18 protein-coding genes and 1 tRNA gene are annotated in these 18,494 nt (G+C 66.0%); all 19 read right to left on the reverse strand.

The window, feature by feature from the left end; genetic code table 11:
* Window positions 1-235 precede the first annotated feature (235 nt).
* The 19 genes from EPD82_RS10110 to pheA all read right to left on the reverse strand — a co-directional run bounded on the left by EPD82_RS10110 (window position 236) and on the right by pheA (window position 18,489).
* Window positions 236-607: a MerR family transcriptional regulator gene (locus tag EPD82_RS10110; RefSeq protein ID WP_055424105.1), complete on the reverse strand. Its 372-nt coding sequence runs from the start codon at window positions 605-607 to the stop codon at window positions 236-238.
* Window positions 588-899 carry an integration host factor subunit alpha gene (locus tag EPD82_RS10115; RefSeq protein WP_055424106.1) on the reverse strand — a complete coding sequence of 104 codons (312 nt, stop codon included), beginning with the start codon at window positions 897-899 and terminating at the stop codon, window positions 588-590. The genes EPD82_RS10110 and EPD82_RS10115 overlap by 20 nt, the downstream gene beginning before the upstream one ends.
* A gap of 16 nt (window positions 900-915) precedes the next feature.
* Window positions 916-3,303, reverse strand: a complete 2,388-nt coding sequence (gene pheT, locus EPD82_RS10120) for a phenylalanine--tRNA ligase subunit beta (RefSeq protein ID WP_141056578.1) — start codon at window positions 3,301-3,303, stop codon at window positions 916-918.
* An 11-nt stretch (window positions 3,304-3,314) separates the two neighbouring features.
* Entirely contained in the window at window positions 3,315-4,346 is a 1,032-nt protein-coding gene (gene pheS / locus EPD82_RS10125; protein ID WP_141056579.1) for a phenylalanine--tRNA ligase subunit alpha, read from the reverse strand.
* Between the two features lie 213 nt (window positions 4,347-4,559).
* Window positions 4,560-4,919 (reverse strand): 50S ribosomal protein L20, encoded by a 360-nt coding sequence (gene rplT, locus EPD82_RS10130; RefSeq protein ID WP_055424109.1) that lies wholly within the window; start codon window positions 4,917-4,919, stop codon window positions 4,560-4,562.
* 12 nt (window positions 4,920-4,931) lie between these two features.
* Window positions 4,932-5,129, reverse strand: coding sequence for a 50S ribosomal protein L35 (rpmI, locus tag EPD82_RS10135; protein WP_028873846.1), 198 nt, complete (start codon window positions 5,127-5,129; stop codon window positions 4,932-4,934).
* A gap of 162 nt (window positions 5,130-5,291) precedes the next feature.
* Window positions 5,292-5,813 (reverse strand): translation initiation factor IF-3, encoded by a 522-nt coding sequence (gene infC / locus EPD82_RS10140; protein ID WP_072247979.1) that lies wholly within the window; start codon window positions 5,811-5,813, stop codon window positions 5,292-5,294.
* Window positions 5,814-5,825: 12 nt separating this feature from the next.
* Window positions 5,826-7,760 (reverse strand): threonine--tRNA ligase, encoded by a 1,935-nt coding sequence (thrS, locus tag EPD82_RS10145; RefSeq protein ID WP_055424110.1) that lies wholly within the window; start codon window positions 7,758-7,760, stop codon window positions 5,826-5,828.
* A gap of 126 nt (window positions 7,761-7,886) precedes the next feature.
* Window positions 7,887-7,963, reverse strand: a tRNA-Val gene (locus tag EPD82_RS10150).
* A gap of 14 nt (window positions 7,964-7,977) precedes the next feature.
* Complete coding sequence (locus EPD82_RS10155; RefSeq protein ID WP_055424111.1) at window positions 7,978-8,778, reverse strand: 3'-5' exonuclease; 801 nt, start codon at window positions 8,776-8,778, stop codon at window positions 7,978-7,980.
* Window positions 8,779-8,780: 2 nt separating this feature from the next.
* A complete protein-coding gene (cysM, locus tag EPD82_RS10160; RefSeq protein WP_141056580.1) occupies window positions 8,781-9,668 on the reverse strand; it encodes a cysteine synthase CysM in 888 nt (295 codons plus the stop codon).
* Window positions 9,669-9,681: 13 nt separating this feature from the next.
* A complete protein-coding gene (locus EPD82_RS10165; RefSeq protein ID WP_141056581.1) occupies window positions 9,682-10,866 on the reverse strand; it encodes a lipopolysaccharide assembly protein LapB in 1,185 nt (394 codons plus the stop codon).
* Window positions 10,863-11,141, reverse strand: coding sequence for a LapA family protein (locus EPD82_RS10170; protein WP_170210825.1), 279 nt, complete (start codon window positions 11,139-11,141; stop codon window positions 10,863-10,865). Before EPD82_RS10170 ends, EPD82_RS10165 begins: the two co-directional genes overlap by 4 nt.
* 169 nt (window positions 11,142-11,310) lie before the next feature.
* Window positions 11,311-11,619: an integration host factor subunit beta gene (locus EPD82_RS10175; protein ID WP_055424115.1), complete on the reverse strand. Its 309-nt coding sequence runs from the start codon at window positions 11,617-11,619 to the stop codon at window positions 11,311-11,313.
* Between the two features lie 13 nt (window positions 11,620-11,632).
* Window positions 11,633-13,354: a 30S ribosomal protein S1 gene (gene rpsA / locus EPD82_RS10180; RefSeq protein WP_141056583.1), complete on the reverse strand. Its 1,722-nt coding sequence runs from the start codon at window positions 13,352-13,354 to the stop codon at window positions 11,633-11,635.
* A 72-nt stretch (window positions 13,355-13,426) separates the two neighbouring features.
* Window positions 13,427-15,373 (reverse strand): bifunctional 3-phosphoshikimate 1-carboxyvinyltransferase/cytidylate kinase, encoded by a 1,947-nt coding sequence (locus tag EPD82_RS10185; protein WP_141056584.1) that lies wholly within the window; start codon window positions 15,371-15,373, stop codon window positions 13,427-13,429.
* The gene (locus tag EPD82_RS10190) at window positions 15,370-16,278 is read right to left on the reverse strand and encodes a prephenate dehydrogenase (RefSeq protein ID WP_055424117.1); all 909 of its coding nucleotides are present in this window, start codon (window positions 16,276-16,278) and stop codon (window positions 15,370-15,372) included. The genes EPD82_RS10185 and EPD82_RS10190 overlap by 4 nt, the downstream gene beginning before the upstream one ends.
* Before the next feature lie 9 nt (window positions 16,279-16,287).
* Entirely contained in the window at window positions 16,288-17,388 is a 1,101-nt protein-coding gene (hisC, locus tag EPD82_RS10195) for a histidinol-phosphate transaminase (RefSeq protein WP_141056585.1), read from the reverse strand.
* 30 nt (window positions 17,389-17,418) lie between these two features.
* Window positions 17,419-18,489 carry a prephenate dehydratase gene (gene pheA, locus EPD82_RS10200; protein ID WP_055424119.1) on the reverse strand — a complete coding sequence of 357 codons (1,071 nt, stop codon included), beginning with the start codon at window positions 18,487-18,489 and terminating at the stop codon, window positions 17,419-17,421.
* Window positions 18,490-18,494 lie beyond the last annotated feature (5 nt).

Consider the following 18,494-nt stretch of genomic DNA (forward strand, 5'->3'; position numbering starts at 1 on the left):
AGCGCTCTACCCCTCGCCAGCACCCACACCGCTCGGCTGTCCCCAAATTCTTAAAGAACCTTCCCTTCCCACCACACCACCTCAGCAGCGCGGCAGAACCAGCATTATTCCTTACTCCCCTACCGCTGTCAACCCCTCCCAACATCCTCTACCTTACGGAGGGCGCCGCTTCCGCGGCAGGGAGGCGAATTATAGGGAGTCATGCGACGCGACGCAAGCCCCCTTGCGGTTTTCTTCAGCTACGCAACTGCCCGAGGAGCGATTCGAGCTCTCCGCGAACCTGCTGTACGCGGGTGCGCAATTGTTCGAGGGCCGCCCTGGCTGCGGCCTCGACGAGGTGCTCTTCGCCGAGTCGCTGACGCGCCCCGGCGATGGTATAGCCTTCGTCGTAGAGCAGATGCCGGATGCGGCGCACGAGGAGCACTTCGTGGTGCTGATAGTAGCGGCGATTGGCCCTCTTGGCGGGTCGCAGCTGGGTGAATTCCTGCTCCCAGTAGCGCAGCACGTGGGGTTTGACGTCGCACAGCTGCGCTACTTCGCCGATCGTGAAGTAGCGCTTGGGTGGGATGGGCGGCAAGGCGCCGCCCTCAGCGGGTTTCTTCTCCATGCGTCAGTCGCTCCACGGCGTGTTTGAGCTTCTGGCTGGCGTGGAAGGTGACCACCCGCCGTGGCGGGATGGGAACTTCTTCGCCGGTCTTGGGGTTGCGCCCCGGGCGCTGCGGCTTGTCGCGCAGCTCGAAATTGCCGAATCCGGAAAGTTTAACCGTTTCGCCGCGTTCGAGCGCGTCTTCGATCTCGGCGAAAAAGGCGTCGACGAGCTCCTTGCTTTCGCGTTTGGCGAGGCCGACGCGCTCGAACAGGATGTCGGCGAGCTCGGCCTTGGTGAGCTGGGCAGTCATGGGATGTTCCTCATCGTCATTGTTGCCTCAGGCGGGCACCGAATTGCGTCTCGATCTGGGCACACAGGCGCTGCAGCAGCGCGTCGATCTCTTCGTCGGTGAGTGTGTGCTCGTCATGCTGCAGGGTGAGGCGGAAGGCAAGGCTGCGCTTGCCTGGCTCGACACCTTGCCCCTGATAGACGTCGAAGAGCGTGATCTGACGCACCCAAGCAGGGGCTTCGCTGCGCAACGCATCGAGCAGGGTCTGCGCCGGCACGTTCGCGTCGACCACGAAGGCGAGGTCTCGCTGCACGACGGGCTGGCGCGACACGGGAACGTAGTGCGGCGCGGGGCGACGGCGGATTGCGTCGAGCTCGAGCTCGAAGAGCTGGGGCGCAGTGCCGAGTTCGAGCCGCTGCACCCATTCGGGATGCAATTCGCCAATCCAGCCGACGGCTCGCCCCTCGAGAAGCACGCGCGCGCTGCGTCCTGGATGCAACGCGGGGTGAGCGGCAGGCTCGAAGCGGGGGACGAGCGGCGCGAGAAGCGCTTCCAGGTCGCCTTTGAGATCGTAGAAGTCTACCGGACGGGAAGGGACGCCCCACTGTTCGGACACGACGGGGCCGGCAGCGAGCGCGGCGAGCCGCAGCGGTTGGGCGAAACCGGGCACGGCGGCATCGGCGGATTCGTCGCGCAGGAAACAGCGGCCGAGCTCGAAGAGGCGCACGCGTGCCTGCTGGCGCTTGCGGTTCGTCTGCAGCGCCTGCAGCAGCCCCGGCCAGAGGGAACTGCGCATGGCGTTCATGTTCCGGGCGATCGGGTTAGTGAGCAGGATCGGTGCGGCGTTGGCTAGGAGTTCGCGCTCGAGCGCCTCGTCGATGAAGGCATAGGTGATGACTTCATGGTAGTCGCGCAGCACGAGGCGGGCGCGCACGTCCGCGTTCGTACGCTCGCCCTCGGGCACGGGCAGGGGCGCCATGGGTGCGAGCGGGGTGAGCGCCGGGATCTCGTCGTAGCCATGCAGTCGGGCGACTTCCTCGATCAGGTCTTCTTCGATGGCGAGATCGAAACGCCAGCTCGGGGCCTGGGCGATGACCACTCCTCCGTTTTGCTGCACGTCGATGAAGTCGCGCCGCAACAGGGCGAGAATGCGATCGAATGATAAAGGGATGCCAAGTACGTCAGGGACTTTCTCGGACCGCAACCAGATGGGATCACGGCGCGGCAGGTGCTCGGGGGCGACGGTTTCGTTGATGGGGCCGGCAGCGCCGCCAGCGAGTTCGAGCACGAGGGCAGTGGCGCGCTCGAGGGCGCGGCGCGGCAGTTCGGGATCGACGCCGCGCTCGAAGCGATGCGAGGCTTCCGAAACGAACCCGTAGCGACGCGCGCGTCCGGCCACGGCGGCAGGAGCGAAGAAGGCGCTCTCGAGAAAGACGTCGGTGGTGTCGAGCGTGATCCCACTGCCCTCGCCGCCCATGATGCCGGCCATCGCGACGGGGCCTCCCTCGTCGGCGATGACGAGCACGTCGGGCGCGAGTGTGACGCGCTGCTCGTTCAAAAGCGGCAGGGTCTCGCCCGGCCGAGCCCAGCGCACGGTGATGCCGCCCCGCAGCCTGGCCTCGTCGAAGGCGTGCAGCGGCTGGCCGAGTTCGAGCATCACGTAGTTGGTGATGTCGACGAGCAGATGGATGGCACGCACGCCGCTGCGCTCGAGCCGGCGACGCATCCATTCGGGCGTGGGGCGCTTGGCATCGACCCCACGGATCATTCGACCGAGGTAGCGCGGGCACGCTTCGGGGACCGCCAGCTGGATAGGCCGGACGGCGTCCAGCGTCGCCGTGACCGGATCGATGCGCGGCAGGCGCAGCGGCGCTTCGGTGAGCGCCGAAACCTCGCGCGCGATACCCAGGATGCTGAGGCAGTCGGCACGGTTGGGCGTGAGCGAGACGTCGAAGACGGCTTCGTCGAGTTCGAGTACCTGGCGGATGTCCTGGCCGGGTGTCAGGTCCGGGTCGAGTTCGAGCAGCCCCGAGTGATCCTCGCTCAGACCGAGTTCGCGCGCCGAGCACAGCATCCCTTGCGATTCGACGCCGCGCAGCTTGGCACGCTTGATTACCAGCCCGCCCGGCAATTGGGCCCCGACGAGGGCGCAGGGCACGACGATGCCGGCCCGGGCGTTGGGTGCGCCACAGACGATCTGTAATGGCGTTTCGCCCCCTACGTCGACTTGGCACACGCGCAGCTTGTCGGCATTGGGATGCGGTTCGGCGCCGAGGATGCGGGCGGTGACCACGCCGCTGAAGGGCGGCGCGGCCGGCTCGAGGGATTCGAGTTCGAGCCCGGCCATGGTGAGCCGCTCGCCGAGTTCTTCCGCCGAGAGAGGGGGATCACAGAATTCGCGCAACCAGCGTTCGGGAAACTTCATGATGGGCCTCTTTAGCGGAATTGCGCGAGGAAGCGCAGGTCGCTCTCGAAGAAGAGCCGCAGGTCGTTGATGCCATAGCGCAGCATGGTGAGGCGGTCGAGCCCCATGCCGAAGGCGAATCCGCGCACCGACTCGGGATCGAAGCCACCGTTGCGCAGCACCTGGGGATGCACCATGCCGCAGCCGGCGATCTCGAGCCAACGGCCCTCGAGTGCGCCGCTCGTGAAGCGCACGTCGATCTCGGCGCTGGGCTCGGTGAAGGGAAAGAAGGAAGGGCGAAAGCGCACGGCGAGCGCCTCGGTCTCGAAGAAGGCGCGCAGGAAGGAGGCGATGACGCCTTTGAGGTGGGCGAACGCCACGTCCTTGCCGACCCACAGTCCCTCGAGCTGATGGAACATGGGGGAATGGGTGGCGTCGGAATCGACGCGATAGACGCGCCCGGGGACGATGACGCGCAGATCGGGCATCGACGCCGCGTCGCGATGCCGCGCGGTATGCGCGAGCATGGCGCGGATCTGCACGGGGCTGGTATGCGTGCGCAGCACGACGTCGTCGCGCCCTTGCAGATAGAAGGTATCGTGCATGGAGCGCGCCGGGTGGTCCGCCGGCGTGTTGAGCGCGGTGAAGTTGTGCCAGTCGGTCTCGATCTCGGGGCCATCGACGGAAGCAAAGCCCATCGAGCGAAAGAGCGCCTCGACGCGCTCCAGCGTCCGTGTGACCGGATGCAGACCGCCGATACTCCCATTGCGCCCCGGCAGGGTCACGTCGAGCGCCTGGGCGGCGAGCTGCGCTTCGAGCCGACGCCGGGCGAGCGCCTCACGCGTCTCCTCCAGCAGCGTCTCGATTTGTGCCTTGGCCCGGTTGATCGCCGCGCCAGCGCGCTTGCGCTCTTCCAGCGGAAGATTTGCCAGACTTTTGAGCGCCTCGGTGACGACGCCCGCCTTGCCGAGGAAACGCGCCTTGACGCGCTCCAACTCGGCCGGATCGGCCGCGGCGGCAAATGCCTGCCGCGCCGATTCCACCAAGCCATCCGGATCGATCATCGCTTGCTCCTGCTGCCAAAGTAAAAAAGGAGGCAAGCGCCTCCTTTTGGACACCTCGTATAACCTGCTGCGCGGCTGCATGGCGGTGTTGCGCGGTGCTCGGATGCTCGCCTATCTGGGCGATAGGTCTCGCATCCTGCGCTCCGGGCGCCTTGCCCTGCAGCCGCTCGCGACGGTTCTTCGAGCTGCCCTTTCGCCGCCGTCTTCGTGGGTTCAGGCGGAGAGCTGGGCGCGCGCCCGTTCGACGAGAGCAGCAAATGCCGGCTTGTCGAACACGGCCAGGTCGGCGAGCACCTTACGGTCGACCTCGACGCTGGCTTTCTTGAGTCCGTTCATGAACGCGCTGTAGGTGAGGCCGCACTCGCGCGCGGCGGCGTTGATGCGGGCGATCCACAGGGCACGGAATTGGCGCTTGCGCTGCCGCCGGTCGCGGTAGGCATACTGGCCGGCCTTCATCACCGCTTCTTTGGCGATGCGGTAGACGTTCTTGCGGCGGCCGCGATAGCCTTTGGCAAGGGCTAGGACTTTCTTGTGGCGGGCACGGGCGGTGACACCGCGTTTGACGCGAGGCATGTCGTTCTCCTATCAGGCGTAAGGCATCATCTTCTTGACGAGGGACAGGTCGCTCGGATGGACCTCGACCATGCCGCGCAGCTGGCGCTTGCGCTTGGGGCTTTTCTTCGTCAGGATGTGGCGCTTGAACGCCTGGGAACGCTTGATGCTGCCGCTCGAGCGCACTTTGAAACGCTTGGCGGCCCCGCTCTTGGTTTTCATCTTGGGCATGAAGGCTCTCCTATGACATGACGCCAGGCAGCCTCCGGCGGAGGCGTTTATGGGCCCGGCTTCACTTGTGGTGCACCGCGACCGAACCGCCGCGGCGCCCTTTCTCGCCTCGACGGCGAGAAAGCTTTTATTTTACCGCGAATCGAAGCGCAAGACCATCATCTATTTGCTTTTCTTGGGCGCGATCACCATCACCATCTGCCGCCCTTCGAGCCGGGGCATCTGCTCGACCACGCCGATGTCGGCCAGATCCTCGCGGATACGCTCGAGCTGGCGCATGCCCAGCTCCTGGTGTGACAGCTCCCGCCCGCGGAAGCGCAACGTGACTTTGGCCTTGTCCCCCTCTTCGAGGAAACGGCGCAGGTTGCGCAGCTTGATCTGGTAGTCGTTCTCGTCGGTCCCCGGACGCAGCTTGATTTCCTTGACCTGGATCTGCTTTTGCTTGAGCCGGGCTTCCTGCGCTTTTTTCTGCTCCTGGTAACGGTACTTGCCGTAGTCCATCACCTTGCACACGGGCGGATTGGCCATGGGCGCGATCTCGACGAGATCGAGCCCCGCCTCCTCGGCCACCGCCAGCGCCTTGGCGAGCGGCACGACGCCCAGCTGCTCTCCGTCCTCTCCGATCAAGCGAACTTGCGGCGCGTCGATTTCGTCGTTGACGCGTACTTTCTTTTCCTGTGCGATGGTCTTGCTCTCCTATGTCTGACTGGACGCAGGGGCGGGCGACTTGCGCTCGATCTCCTCGCGCAGACGCGCGATGAAACCGTCGAGCGGCATGGAACCCAAGTTGAGGTTGCCGCGGGCGCGCACCGCCACCCCTCCCGATTCCCGCTCCTGGTCGCCGACGACGAGCAGGTAAGGGATTTTGTGCACACTGTGCTCGCGGATTTTATAGTTTATCTTTTCGTTGCGCAAATCGGTCTCGACGCGAAAACCTTGGCGTCGCAGCGCATCGGCCACCTGCTGTGCATACTCGGCATGACGCTCGGCGATGCTGAGCACCACGGCCTGCACCGGCGCGAGCCAGGCGGGCAGCGCCCCGGCGTAGTGTTCGATGAGGATCCCGGTGAAGCGCTCGAGCGAGCCGAAGAGCGCCCGGTGCAGCATCACCGGCCGTTGGCGCGTGTTGTCCTCGGCCACGTATTCGAGGTCGAAGCGCTCGGGCAGATTCATGTCGACTTGCAGGGTGCCGCACTGCCAGTCGCGGCCGATGGCGTCGCGCAGCACGAATTCGAGCTTGGGCCCATAGAAGGCGCCCTCGCCAGGGAAGAGCTCGTAGCTCATGCCCATGGATTCGAGCGCCCGTGCGAGCGCCCCTTCGAGCCGATCCCAGATCTCGTCGCTGCCGATGCGGTGTTCGGGGCGGGTGGAGAGCTTGACGCGCACCTGCTCGAAGCCGAAATCCTTGTAGATGTCCATGATGAGACGCACGACGGTGCGGCACTCTTCTTCCATCTGCTCGGGGGTGCAGAAGATGTGCGCATCGTCTTGCGTGAAGTGGCGCACGCGCAGCAGCCCGTGCAGGGCGCCGGAAGGCTCGTAGCGGTGCACCTTGCCGAATTCGGCCATGCGCAGCGGCAGATCGCGGTAGCTGTGCAGCCCGTGCTTGAACATGGTCACCGCCCCGGGGCAGTTCATGGGCTTCAAGGCAAAGACGCGACCGTCCTCGGTCTGGGTGGTAAACATGTGGTCGCGATAGTTCTGCCAGTGGCCGGAGAGCTCCCACAGCGAGCGGTCCATGACGTCGGGGGTGTTGACCTCGACGTAGCCGGCCGCTTCCTGGCGGGCGCGCATGTACTGGATGAGGGCCTGGAAGATGCGCCAGCCCTTGGGATGCCAGAAGACGGCGCCGGGCGCGCAGTCCTCGAAGTGGAAGAGGTCGAGTTGCTGACCGAGCCGCCGATGATCGCGTTTCTCGGCCTCTTCGAGCAGGGTCAGATAGGCCTTGAGCGACTTCTCGTCGGGCCAGGCGGTGCCGTAGATGCGCTGCAGCTGCTCGTTGCGCGCATCGCCCCGCCAATAGGCTCCGGCCACTTTGGTGAGCTTGAAGGCTTTGAGCTTGTCGGTGGAGGGGACGTGCGGACCGCGGCACAGGTCGATGAAGCCACCTTGCCGGTAGAGGGAAATGGTCTCCCCTTCGGGAATGGAGGCGATGATCTCGGCCTTGTAGTGCTCCCCGAGGGATTTGAAGAATTCGATCGCCTGGTCGCGCGGCCACTCCTCACGCACCACGGGGATGGCTTGGGAGGCGAGCTCGCGCATGCGGGCTTCGATCTTCTCCAAATCCTCGGGGGTGAAAGGACGGTCGTAGGCGAAGTCGTAGTAGAAGCCGTTTTCGATCACCGGGCCGATGGTCACCTGGGCCTCGGGAAAGAGCTCCTTGACGGCGTGCGCGAGCAGATGCGCGGTGGAGTGGCGCAGGATCTCCAGACCTTCGGGGCTGCGATCGGTGACGATCTCGACGCGAGCATCGTGCTCGATGCGGTGCGACAGATCGACGAGACGCCCGTCGACCTTGCCGGCGAGCGCGGCCTTAGCAAGCCCCGGACCGAGCGACTCGGCCACTTCGCGCACCGTCACGGGCGCGGGGAATTCCTTGATGGATCCATCGGGCAGGGTGATTCGAATCATGTTCGTGTCTCGCAGGCAAAAAAAAATGCGGCCACCGGGCCGCATTCTTGGTACAGGAGCTTCTTCCCCGGTGAGGCGGTCAGGAAGAGCGCAGGGTAGTTCGGATCATGAGAAGCTCCTAGAATCTGGTAGGCGCGATTGGACTCGAACCAACGACCCCCACCATGTCAAGGTGGTGCTCTAACCAACTGAGCTACGCGCCTGTTAGAGGTGGGGATTATATCTTCGGATCGGCGGCTGTCAAGGGCCACTGCGCCAAAAATTCGCGCCAGTGCGCACCGGGGAGTTTTTCGAGATGTTCGCGCAGGCGATCGAGAGCGGACTTCAGTTCCCTCTCGTCGAGCTTGCCGCGCAGCCACTGGAAGCGCAGGAAGACGAGATGGGTATTGACGGCATCGGTCTCGCAGTACGCCCGGATCGCCGCGGCTTCGCCCCGGCACCAGGCGCCCCACACCTGCCCGCCGTCCATGCCGAGTTTGCCGGGAAAACCGAGCAGCCGGGCGATCTGGTCGAGCGGTGCGGCGGCGCGCGTCTGGTAGCCGGCGAGCACGTCCATCAAGTCGAGATGGCGCCAGTGGAAACGCCCGAGGTAGTTGTTGTAGCGGTATTCCGACTCCCGCTCTCCCACTTCCCAATAGGCGCTTGCCTGCACGCCGTGCAACAGGCTGCGGTAGTGCAGCACCGGCAAGTCGAAGCCGCCGCCGTTCCAGGTCACGAGCTGGGGGCGTTTCTTGTCGATGGCGGCGAAGAACTGACGCAGGATCTCGGCCTCGTCCAGTTCGGGCGCGGCCAGTGAAAACACTTTCACGTCGTGCCCATTGTCCCAGACGCCGGCCAGTGTCACGATGCGCTGCAGGTGATGCGGCAGAAAGTCGCTGCCGCTGCGGGCGCGCTGGCGCTGGGCGGCGTATTCCACCACTTCCTCGTCGGACAGCGCGTCGGGCAGCTCGTGGAGCAGCCGCAACGCTGCCACGTCGGGGATCGTCTCCAGGTCGAAAACGAGCGTCGGCGCACTCATCGTCAGGCGGGAAAGACGCCGGTGGAGAGATAGCGGTCGCCGCGATCGCACACGACGAAGACGATGACCGCATCGCGCACCCCGGAAGCCACGCGCAGGGCCGCTGCCAGCGCCCCGCCGGAAGAGATGCCGGCGAAGATCCCCTCCTCACGCGCCAGCCGCCGCGCCATTTCCTCGGCCTCGGCCTGGGTGATCGGTTCGATCCGGTCGACGAGCTCCGGGCGATAGATCTTCGGCAGATATTCCGCAGGCCACTTGCGGATGCCCGGGATTTGCGATCCTTCCTCCGGCTGGCAGCCGACGGTGACGACGGCAGGATTCTTTTCCTTGAGGTAGCGCGCCACGCCCATGAGGGTGCCGGTCGTGCCCATGCTGGAGACGAAGTGGGTGATGCGCCCCGCCGTCTGCTCCCACAGCTCGGGACCGGTGGTTTCGTAGTGCGCCCGGGGGTTGTCGGGATTGGAGAACTGATCGAGGATGACGCCCTTGCCTTCGCGCTGCATCTGCTCGGCGACGTCGCGGGCGAGCTCCATGCCGCCGCCCTTGGGCGTGAGCACGAGTTCGGCGCCATAAGCCTTCATGATCTGGCGCCGTTCGACGCTCTGGTTTTCCGGCATCACCAGGATCAGGCGATAGCCCCGGATCGCCGCCACCATGGCGAGCGCGATGCCGGTGTTGCCGCTGGTGGCCTCGATGAGCGTGTCGCCCGGCTTGATCTGGCCGCGGGCCTCGGCACCGCGGATCATGGCCAGCGCCGGGCGATCCTTCACCGAACCGGCGGGATTGTTGCCCTCGAGCTTGGCGAGCAGCACGTTGTTCTCCCCCGCCCCCAGACGCTGCAGACGCACGAGCGGCGTCTTGCCCACCCAGGATTCTATCGTCTCGAACATTGCTCTTTTCCTCTCAATGACCGGCGATCGCGTCGATCTCGATGACGCGCGCCGGGCCGAACGTCTCCCATTGACCGCAGGCAGGACAGCGCCACAGGTGGCGTCGCGCCTTGAAGCCGCATTGCGTGCAGCGATAGCGCGCCAGCCGCTGCACGTAGCCGTGCACCACCTCCCGCACGCGCTCGACGTCGGCGAGCCAGGCCGGATCGACGTGGCGCGCCACCAGCAGCAGGTATTCGTCGAGCACGATGAGGCTGGGCTGCTGACGCAGCAGCCCTTGCAACAGGCGCATGGCCGTGGCCGGCTCGCCGTGGCGCGCCTCGAACTCGACATAGCGCTCGACCAGGTCGAGCTGCGGGTAGCGGTGCAGCCACTGCCGCATGCGCTTCAAGAGCTTCGCCTGCCAGCCGCAGCGTTCGGCCACCGCCATGAGCCGGTCGATCGCCAGCGGCAGATGCTCCACGGCGATACGCTCGAGCGTGAGCCACTCTTCGAACGCCGCCTCGAACCGTCCCTGCAGGAAATGCCGCTCTCCTTCGAGCAGAATCGGACGCACGGCGTGCCGCTCGATCGCGCGCGCCTGCTCGAGGTGGTGCCCGGCCTCGTCCCAGCGTTCGGCAGTCAGCGCGAGCGCCGCGAGCTCGCAGTGGTAATGGATGAGCCGGACGCGCCAGACGGGGCTATCGTCCCGCGCCAGGCGCGTAGCCACGTCGATGCACTTGCGCCAGTCCTTCTCGACCTGATAGATCTCCAGCAGCTGGGCGAGCGCCCAATGTTTGCGCTCGGTCTGCTGCAAGGCGGCGTAGAGCGCTTCGGCACGGTCGAAGAATCCGGCCTTGTGATAATCGAGCGCCAGTTCGGCAAGGATCTCGCTGCGACGCTCCTCGCTCAAATCCTCGCGCGCGAGCAGTTCCTGGTGGATACGGATCGCGCGATCGAATTCACCGCGCCGGCGAAAGAGCACCGCCAGCGCCAGCTGCAGTTCCAGCGTGGCGGGGTTCTCACGCGCGGCAGAAAGAAACGCCTCGATCGCCTGATCGAGTTCGTCGTGCAGCAGGTGATTGAGCCCCGTGAGGTAGATACGCGGCAGGCGGCTCGAAGCGCGCACCACCTGGCGCATGTCGATGCGCGCGGCCACCCAGCCCACGCCGAAGAAGACGGGCAGCAGCAGCAGCCACCAGAGTTGGAGTTCGTTCATGCGGTAGGCAGCGTGCGACCAGGGTTCTCGTTCGTGCGCTCCGCCGTCTCCAGACGGCGACGAAGGCGGGACAGCGTCCATTTCTGGCGCACGAGGGTACCCAACGTGAAGCTCAGGCCGAGCAGGATTCCCACCAGGGCCGTGACGAGCAGCACCACGGCGAGCGGCGCCTGCCATTGCCGGCCGAACCATTCCACGGTCACCGGCGCATGATTTTGCGCCGCGAAGGCGACGAGCACGCCGAAGACGACGAACCGGAGCACCCAAACGAACATTCGCATCTCGTTTCCCCTGGTTGGCGGAACCCCTGTCCGCACCGTGCGATTATCCCAAGCCGGACGAAAAAAAAGAAGCGGCCCTCGCGGGCCGCCTCTCTCGGGACGAGCGCCAGGCGGTCAAAGGCGCCTCGAAAGACCGTTGCGCAGCAGGTTAGTCGAGGTGCCGTCAACACACGGCCGCCGGCTCCGGGGCCTTGTGCCGGTCCACGCGTTCGCGCAGTTCCTTGCCCGCCTTGAAATGCGGCACGTATTTCGCCGGCACCGGCACGGGCAGACCCGTTTTCGGGTTGCGCCCCATGCGCGGCGGGCGATACGTGAGCGTGAAACTGCCGAAGCCGCGGATTTCGATGCGGCCATTGGCGACGAGCGTCTCGCCCATCGCCTGCAGGATCAGTTTCACGGCAAGCTCCACATCTTTGGACGGTAGCTGCGGGAAACGCGCGGCCAGCCGTTCAATCAATTCGGAACGGGTCATGGCCGCTGGTCGATCAGGACTGTTTCTGTTCGTTGAGTTTGGCTTTGAGCAACGCACCGAGGCTAGTCGTGCCACTGGCGGAGGCACCTTCACCCGCCAGCCGATTGAGCGCCTCGGCCTGCTCGGCCTGCTCCTTGGCGCGGATCGACAGATTGATGCTGCGATTCTTGCGATCGACGTTGACGATGGCCACTTCCACCTGCTGCCCTTCGTGCAGGAGCTGGGTGAGATCGTCGACGCGATGCGCCGCCGCCTCGGAGGCGCGCAGATAGCCCTCGACCTCGTCCTCGAGCTGGATCACGGCACCCTTGGGTTCGACCGACTTGACGGTACCGGTGACCACGGAGCCCTTCTCGTGCGTGGCGATGTAGTTGGTGAAGGGGTCGCCCTCGAGCTGCTTGATGCCCAGCGAGATGCGCTCGCGCTCGACGTCGACGGCGAGCACCACGGCCTCGACTTCGTCGCCTTTCTTGTAGCGGCGCACGGCCGTCTCACCCGGCTCGGTCCAGGAGAGGTCGGAGAGGTGCACCAGGCCATCGATGCCCCCTTCCAGGCCGATGAAGACGCCAAAATCGGTGATCGACTTGATCTGGCCGCGGACCTTGTCGCCTTTCTTGTGATTCTGGGCGAACTCTTCCCACGGGTTGGGCTTGCACTGTTTCATGCCGAGCGAAATGCGACGGCGGTCCTCGTCGATTTCCAGGATCATCACCTCGACTTCGTCGCCGACCTGCACCACCTTGCTCGGGTGGATGTTCTTGTTGGTCCAGTCCATCTCGGAGACGTGCACCAGCCCTTCGATGCCCGGCTCGATTTCCACGAAAGCGCCGTAGTCGGTGAGGTTCGTGACCTTGCCGAACAGGCGCGTGCCGGCCGGATAGCGGCGGGAGATGCCGACCCAGGGATCCTCGCCGAGCTGTTTCAAGCCCAGGGAGACGCGCATCTTCTCGCGGTCGAACTTGAGCACCTTGGCCTCGACCTCGTCGCCGACGTTGACGACTTCGGACGGATGGCGCACGCGGCGCCAGGCGAGATCGGTGATGTGCAGCAACCCGTCGATGCCGCCCAGGTCGACGAAGGCACCGTAATCGGTGATGTTCTTGACCACACCCTTGACGATGGAGCCCTCTTGCAGGGACTCGAGCAGCTTTTCGCGATCCTCGCCCATGGTCTCTTCGAGCACGGCGCGGCGCGACACGACGATGTTGTTACGTTTGCGGTCGATCTTGATGACCTTGAACTCGAGCTCTTTACCCTCGATCGGAGTAGTGTCCTTCATCGGGCGGATGTCGACGAGGGAACCGGGCAGGAAGGCGCGCAATCCATTGACCATGACGGTGAGGCCGCCCTTGACGCGGCCGGTGACCACCCCCTTGACGATGCGGCCTTCTTCGAAAGCCTGCTCGAGCTCGTTCCAGGCTTCCAGGCGCTTGGCCTTCTCGCGCGACAGGCGCGTTTCGCCGTAGCCGTCTTCGAGGGCCTCGATCGCCACGTGCACGAAGTCACCGACCTTGACTTCGAGCTCGCCGCGGTCGTTCATGAATTCGTCTTTGGGGATGTAGCTCTCGGACTTCAGGCCGGCATTGACGATGACGAAGTTGTCGTCGATACCGACGACCTCGGCGGTGATCACCTGCCCCGGCGTCATCTCCTGCAGCACGAGGCTTTGCTCGAAGAGATCGGCGAAGCTTTCTTGGGTTTCGGTGGGTTGAGTGGCTACGGCGGTTGAGTTCATCGTTTCGGTTTCCAAAGACGTTTCTCCATCAGGAAAAACGCAAGACAAAAAGAGTGAATGAAAATTCCCGGATCACGCAAGCCCGCGCGTCCGGACCCAATCGAAAATGGCCTCCACGGCCTCTTCCACGCCGATGTGGGACGTGTCGAGCCGCAAGGCGTCGGGGCATTGCTGCAGAGGGGCGATGGCGCGTTCCCGGTCCCGCCGGTCGCGCGCCTCGAGCTCTTCACGCAATCTTTCAATGCTAGCAGACATTCCTTTGTCGATCAACTGCTTGAAGCGCCGCTCGGCGCGCACTTCGACGGAGGCGGTGAGAAAGACCTTGAGCTCGGCATCGGGGAAGACGACCGAGCCCATGTCGCGCCCCTCGGCCACGAGCCCCGGACGGCGGCGGAAAGCCCGCTGGCGCGCAAGGAGCGCCTCGCGCACGGTGCCGTGTACGGCGATGCGTGAGGCCGCGGCGGAGACTTCTTCCGTCCGGATGGCCTCGGTCACGTCCTCGCCGGCAAGAAGGATGCGATCGCCGGAGAAACGCACGTCCAGGTCGCGCGCAAGCCGCGCGAGCATCGCGGCATCCTCGGTCGCCAGGCCGCGGCGCAGCGCCGCGAGCGCGACCAGCCGGTAGAGCGCACCGCTGTCGAGATAGTGCCAGCCAAGCCGCTCGGCCAGGCGCGCCGCCACCGTGCCCTTGCCGCTTGCCGTCGGCCCGTCGATCGCCACCACCGGCACCGGCCGTACCACCGAGCGGTACACCTGCCAATACTCGGGAAACGTCTTGTTGACGCATTCGGGCTCGAGGATGCGCACGTAGATGTCGCCGAAAGCCGCCAGCGAAAAGCACATCGCCATGCGATGGTCGTCGTAGGTGGCGATCGCCGCCGGCTGCAGCCGCTCGGGCGGGGTGATGACGAGAAAATCCGGCCCCTCCTCGACCGTGGCGCCGAGCTTGCGCAGCTCGGTGGCCATGGCGGCGATGCGGTCGGTCTCTTTCACCCGCCAGCTGCCGATGTGGCGCAGGCGAGACGGCCCCTCGCAGAAGAGCGCCACGACCGCCAGCGTCATCGCCGCATCCGGAATGTGGTTGAGATCGAGGTCGAAGGCGCGCAGTCGACCGTTTTCAGGGGCAGACGCCTCGATCCAGTTCTCTCCCATCGCGACCCGGGCGCCGAGCGCCTCCAGGGCCTCGGCGAAACGCACGTCGCCTTGCAGGCTCGTCCGCCCCACGCCCTCGACGCGCACCGGTCCACCGCCCAGAACCCCGGCGGCGAGGAAATAGGAAGCCGAAGAGGCATCCCCCTCGACGTAGACTTCCCCTGGCGAGCGGTAGCGCGCCTGGCCATCGTAGTGGAAGCGCCCGTCGCGCTCGACGAGTTCCACGCCGAATCGCGCCATCAGCGCGAGGGTGAGGGCCACGTAGGGACGGGAGATGAGCTCCCCTACGACTTCGACGGTGATCGGCCGGCCGAGCAAGGGCAGCGCCATGAGGAGCGCCGAGAGAAACTGGCTGGAGACGTCGCCCCGGATGCGGACGGTCTCGACGGAGACGGGCGCGGGCGGATGGATCGCGAGCGGCGGATAGCCCTCGTTCTCCAGATAGTCGATGCGCGCCCCAAGCTGACGCAAAGCCTCGACCAGATCGCCGATGGGCCGCTCGTGCATGCGCGGCACCCCGCGCAGGCGGTATTCCCCGTCCATCAAGGCGAGCACGGCGGTGAGCGGCCGGAAGGCCGTACCCGCATTGCCTAGGAAGAGCTCGGCCTCACGCACCGGGAAGGGAGCGCCAGCCGTGCCATGGACCACGTAGTCGTGCGCGCCGGTGCGCTCCCAGCGCACGCCCAACGCCTCGAGCGCCTCGAGCATGCGCGCGACGTCGTCGGAGTGCAGCAGGTCATGGATGTGGGTGTCACCCTCGGCGAGCGCCGCGAGCAGCAGCACGCGATTGGAGATGCTCTTGCTGCCCGGCAGCCGCGCGCTGCCCTGGGCGCACCGCGCAGGTGGCAAATCGAGGAAGGCGCTCATTCGTCGGAACCTCCGCCGTTGGCGTCGTTGACGTAGCGCTCGCCCCAGGCCATGCGCGCCGCGCGCGCCTTGGCGAAGACCTCCTCCAGTCCCGGGCCGTTGGCCGACAGCAGCAGGGCGCGGATGAAGGCGAGCTCCGAGAGATACTGATCGAGCTCGGCGAGGATCGCCTGGCGATTGACGAGGCAGATGTCGCGCCACATTTCGGGATGGCTCGCGGCGATGCGGGTGAAGTCGCGAAAGCCGCCCGCGGCGTACTCGAAGAGCTGCTCGGCGTTGGCACGCTCGGCGAGGTCGTGCACCAGGGCGTAGGCGAGCACGTGCGGCAGATGGCTCACCGCGGCGAAGACGCGGTCGTGCTCCTGCGGCGACATCTCGCGGATGATCGCGCCGCAGGCTTGCCAGAGCTGCGCCACGCGCAGCACGCTACCGGGCTCGTTCTCGGGCAGCGGTGTGAGCACCACCTTGCGGCCGCGAAAGAGCGTCGCATCGGCCGCCTCGCAGCCGCTCTTCTCCGCCCCGGCGATGGGATGCCCCGGCACGGCGTGCGCCAGATGTCCTCCCAGGTGCAGGTAAAACGCCTCGATCACGTTGCGCTTGGTGCTGCCTGCATCGGTGACCAGGGTGCCCGGCGCCAGATGCGGCGCCATGGCCTTGACCACCGCCTCCGTCTGCCCCACCGGCATGGCGAGCAGCACGACTTCCGCCCCGGCGAGCGCCTGGGCCCAGTCCGCGGCGGCCCGATCGATCACCCCCAAGGCGAGCGCCCGCTCGAGGGACGCCTGCGAACGCCCCACGCCCACCACCTCGCGCACCAGGCCGGCCGCCTTGAGGGCGAGCGCGAACGAGCCGCCGATGAGCCCGACACCGCACACGACCAGGCGTCCCACCGGTTTCGTCTTCATGGGACCCCCTCAGGTGGGAAGAATGTCGGCGAGCGCTTCGAGAAAGCGGGCGTTCTCTTCGGGCAGACCCACGGTGACGCGCAGCCACTCGGGCAGACCGTAGCCGGCGATCGGCCGCACGATCACGCCGCGATCGAGCAGCGCCTCGTTGACCGCCGCCGCATCGCCCACGTGCACCATCACGAAGTTGCCGCGCGAAGGCACCCAGCGCAAGCCCAGCCGCGCGAATCCTTCATAGAGTTGCTGCAGACCCCGGCGGTTGAGCTCGGCGCTGCGCGCGACGAACGCCTCGTCTTCGAGCGCCGCTGCCGCTGCCGTAAGCGCGAAGGAATTGACATTGAAGGGCTGCCGGATGCGGTTCATCACATCGACGAGCTCGGGACGCGCCACGCCGTAGCCCACACGCAGCGAGGCAAGCCCATAGATCTTGGAAAACGTCCGGCACACGAGCAGGTTGGAGAAGCGATCGACCCAGGAGAGCGCGTCGTAGCGCTCGGCAGGATCGAGGTATTCTCCGTAGGCCTCGTCGAGCACCACCAGCACGTCCTCGGGTACCCGTTCGAGGAACGCTGCCAGCGCCTCGCCGGACACGAAAGTGCCGGTAGGATTGTTCGGATTGGCAAGAAAGACGACGCGCGTACGCGGGGTGATCGCTGCGAGCATCGCCTCGAGGTCATGCCCGTAGTCCCTGGCGGGCACTTGGACCGGCCTTGCCCCCAGCGCCTGCGTCACCAGCGGATAGACCGCAAAAGCGTATCGAGAATACACGGCCTCGGTACCTGGCTGCAGCACGATGCGCGCGGCCAGTTCCAGCACGTCGTTCGAGCCGTTGCCAAGCACCAGGCGCTCGGGCGCGACGCCGAATTTACGGGAAATCGCCTCCTTGAGCACGAAGCCATTGCCGTCGGGATAACGGGCCCCTTCGGCCGCAGTCGATTCCAGCGTGGCCCGCGCCTTGGGACTCATGCCGAGCGGATTCTCGTTCGAGGCGAGCTTGACGATGTCGGCCGGGTTCAGGCCGCGTTCGCGCGCGAGCTCCTCGATGGGCTTGCCGGGCTGATAGGGGGCGAGCGAGCGAATCGCCGCCGGAACGTGATCGATGACGCGCATAGCTTCTCCTCGTCGCGCTGTTGCCCAAAGTCACCACGCCGCGGCCGGATAGGAACCGAGCAGCTTGAGGAAGGTGGCGCGTTCCTCGAGCGCCGCAAGCGCCTGGCGCACCGGTTCGTCGAGCCGATGTCCCTCGACGTCGATGTAGAAGACATACTCCCACAGCCCGCTCTTGGCCGGACGCGATTGCAGCTTGGTCATACTAACGCCATAGTGCGCCAAGGGTTCGAGCAGACGGTGCATGGCGCCGGGCTTGTTCGGCGCGGAGCACACGAGCGAAGTCTTGTCCCGCCCCGAAGGGCCGGCGGCGTCGTGTTTGGCGATGACGAGGAAACGCGTGGTGTTGTTCGGATCGTCCTCGATGTTGGCCGCAAGCACCGTGAGCCCATAGCGCTCGGCCGCCGCCTCGCCGGCGATGGCCGCCGCGTCCGGATCCTGCGCGGCAAGGCGCGCCGCCTCGGCGTTGCTCGCCACCGGCACGTAGGGCACGTCGGGCAGATGGCGCGAGAGCCACTCGTGGCACTGCGCGAGCGACTGGGCGTGGGAATAGACGCGCTTGACCGCCGCAAGGCTCGGGGCGAGCGACATGAGGTGCTGGTGGATGCGCAGCATCACCTCGCCGCAGATCTGCAGCGGATGCAGCAGGAGCAAATCGTGTGTGACCCCTACCATGCCCTCGACCGAATTCTCGATGGGCACCACGCCGTAGTCGATGTTGCCCGCCTCGACCTCACGAAAGACCTCGTCAATGGAAGCAAGCGACACGAACTGCGGCGCGCTGCCGAAATGCTTGCGCGCGGCCGCCTCGGAGAAGGTCCCGGCCGGGCCGAGATAGGCTACCTTGAGCGGCTGCTCGAGCGCGAGGCAGGCCGACATGATCTCGCGAAAGATGGTGCGCACGGCGCTCTCGGGCAGCGGCCCGGGGTTGAGCGCGGCGATGCGGCGCAACACCTGCGCCTCGCGCTCGGGGCGATAGATCGCCCCCTGCTTGAGCTCGCCCACGCGCCGCGCACAGCGCCCGCGCTCGGAGAGCAGCTTGAGGATCTCCTCGTCGATGGCATCGATACGGCGGCGCAGCGCCAAGAGTTCCGACTCGTCCATTCCCT

The sequence above is a fragment of the Tepidiphilus succinatimandens genome, assembly GCF_006503695.1.
Classification (GTDB): domain Bacteria; phylum Pseudomonadota; class Gammaproteobacteria; order Burkholderiales; family Rhodocyclaceae; genus Tepidiphilus; species Tepidiphilus succinatimandens.

Excerpts from the sequence above, each read along its gene's own strand:
- EPD82_RS10110 (WP_055424105.1), bottom strand. The coding sequence starts at position 607 with ATGGAGAAGAAACCCGCTGAGGGCGGCGCCTTGCCGCCCATCCCACCC.
- EPD82_RS10115 (WP_055424106.1), bottom strand. The coding sequence starts at position 899 with ATGACTGCCCAGCTCACCAAGGCCGAGCTCGCCGACATCCTGTTCGAG.
- pheT (WP_141056578.1), bottom strand. The coding sequence starts at position 3,303 with ATGAAGTTTCCCGAACGCTGGTTGCGCGAATTCTGTGATCCCCCTCTC.
- pheS (WP_141056579.1), bottom strand. The coding sequence starts at position 4,346 with ATGATCGATCCGGATGGCTTGGTGGAATCGGCGCGGCAGGCATTTGCC.
- rplT (WP_055424109.1), bottom strand. The coding sequence starts at position 4,919 with ATGCCTCGCGTCAAACGCGGTGTCACCGCCCGTGCCCGCCACAAGAAA.
- rpmI (WP_028873846.1), bottom strand. The coding sequence starts at position 5,129 with ATGCCCAAGATGAAAACCAAGAGCGGGGCCGCCAAGCGTTTCAAAGTG.
- thrS (WP_055424110.1), bottom strand. The coding sequence starts at position 7,760 with ATGATTCGAATCACCCTGCCCGATGGATCCATCAAGGAATTCCCCGCG.
- EPD82_RS10155 (WP_055424111.1), bottom strand. The coding sequence starts at position 8,778 with ATGAGTGCGCCGACGCTCGTTTTCGACCTGGAGACGATCCCCGACGTG.
- cysM (WP_141056580.1), bottom strand. The coding sequence starts at position 9,668 with ATGTTCGAGACGATAGAATCCTGGGTGGGCAAGACGCCGCTCGTGCGT.
- EPD82_RS10165 (WP_141056581.1), bottom strand. The coding sequence starts at position 10,866 with ATGAACGAACTCCAACTCTGGTGGCTGCTGCTGCTGCCCGTCTTCTTC.
- EPD82_RS10170 (WP_170210825.1), bottom strand. The coding sequence starts at position 11,141 with ATGTTCGTTTGGGTGCTCCGGTTCGTCGTCTTCGGCGTGCTCGTCGCC.
- EPD82_RS10175 (WP_055424115.1), bottom strand. The coding sequence starts at position 11,619 with ATGACCCGTTCCGAATTGATTGAACGGCTGGCCGCGCGTTTCCCGCAG.
- rpsA (WP_141056583.1), bottom strand. The coding sequence starts at position 13,354 with ATGAACTCAACCGCCGTAGCCACTCAACCCACCGAAACCCAAGAAAGC.
- EPD82_RS10185 (WP_141056584.1), bottom strand. The coding sequence starts at position 15,373 with ATGAGCGCCTTCCTCGATTTGCCACCTGCGCGGTGCGCCCAGGGCAGC.
- EPD82_RS10190 (WP_055424117.1), bottom strand. The coding sequence starts at position 16,278 with ATGAAGACGAAACCGGTGGGACGCCTGGTCGTGTGCGGTGTCGGGCTC.
- hisC (WP_141056585.1), bottom strand. The coding sequence starts at position 17,388 with ATGCGCGTCATCGATCACGTTCCGGCGGCGATTCGCTCGCTCGCCCCC.
- pheA (WP_055424119.1), bottom strand. The coding sequence starts at position 18,489 with ATGGACGAGTCGGAACTCTTGGCGCTGCGCCGCCGTATCGATGCCATC.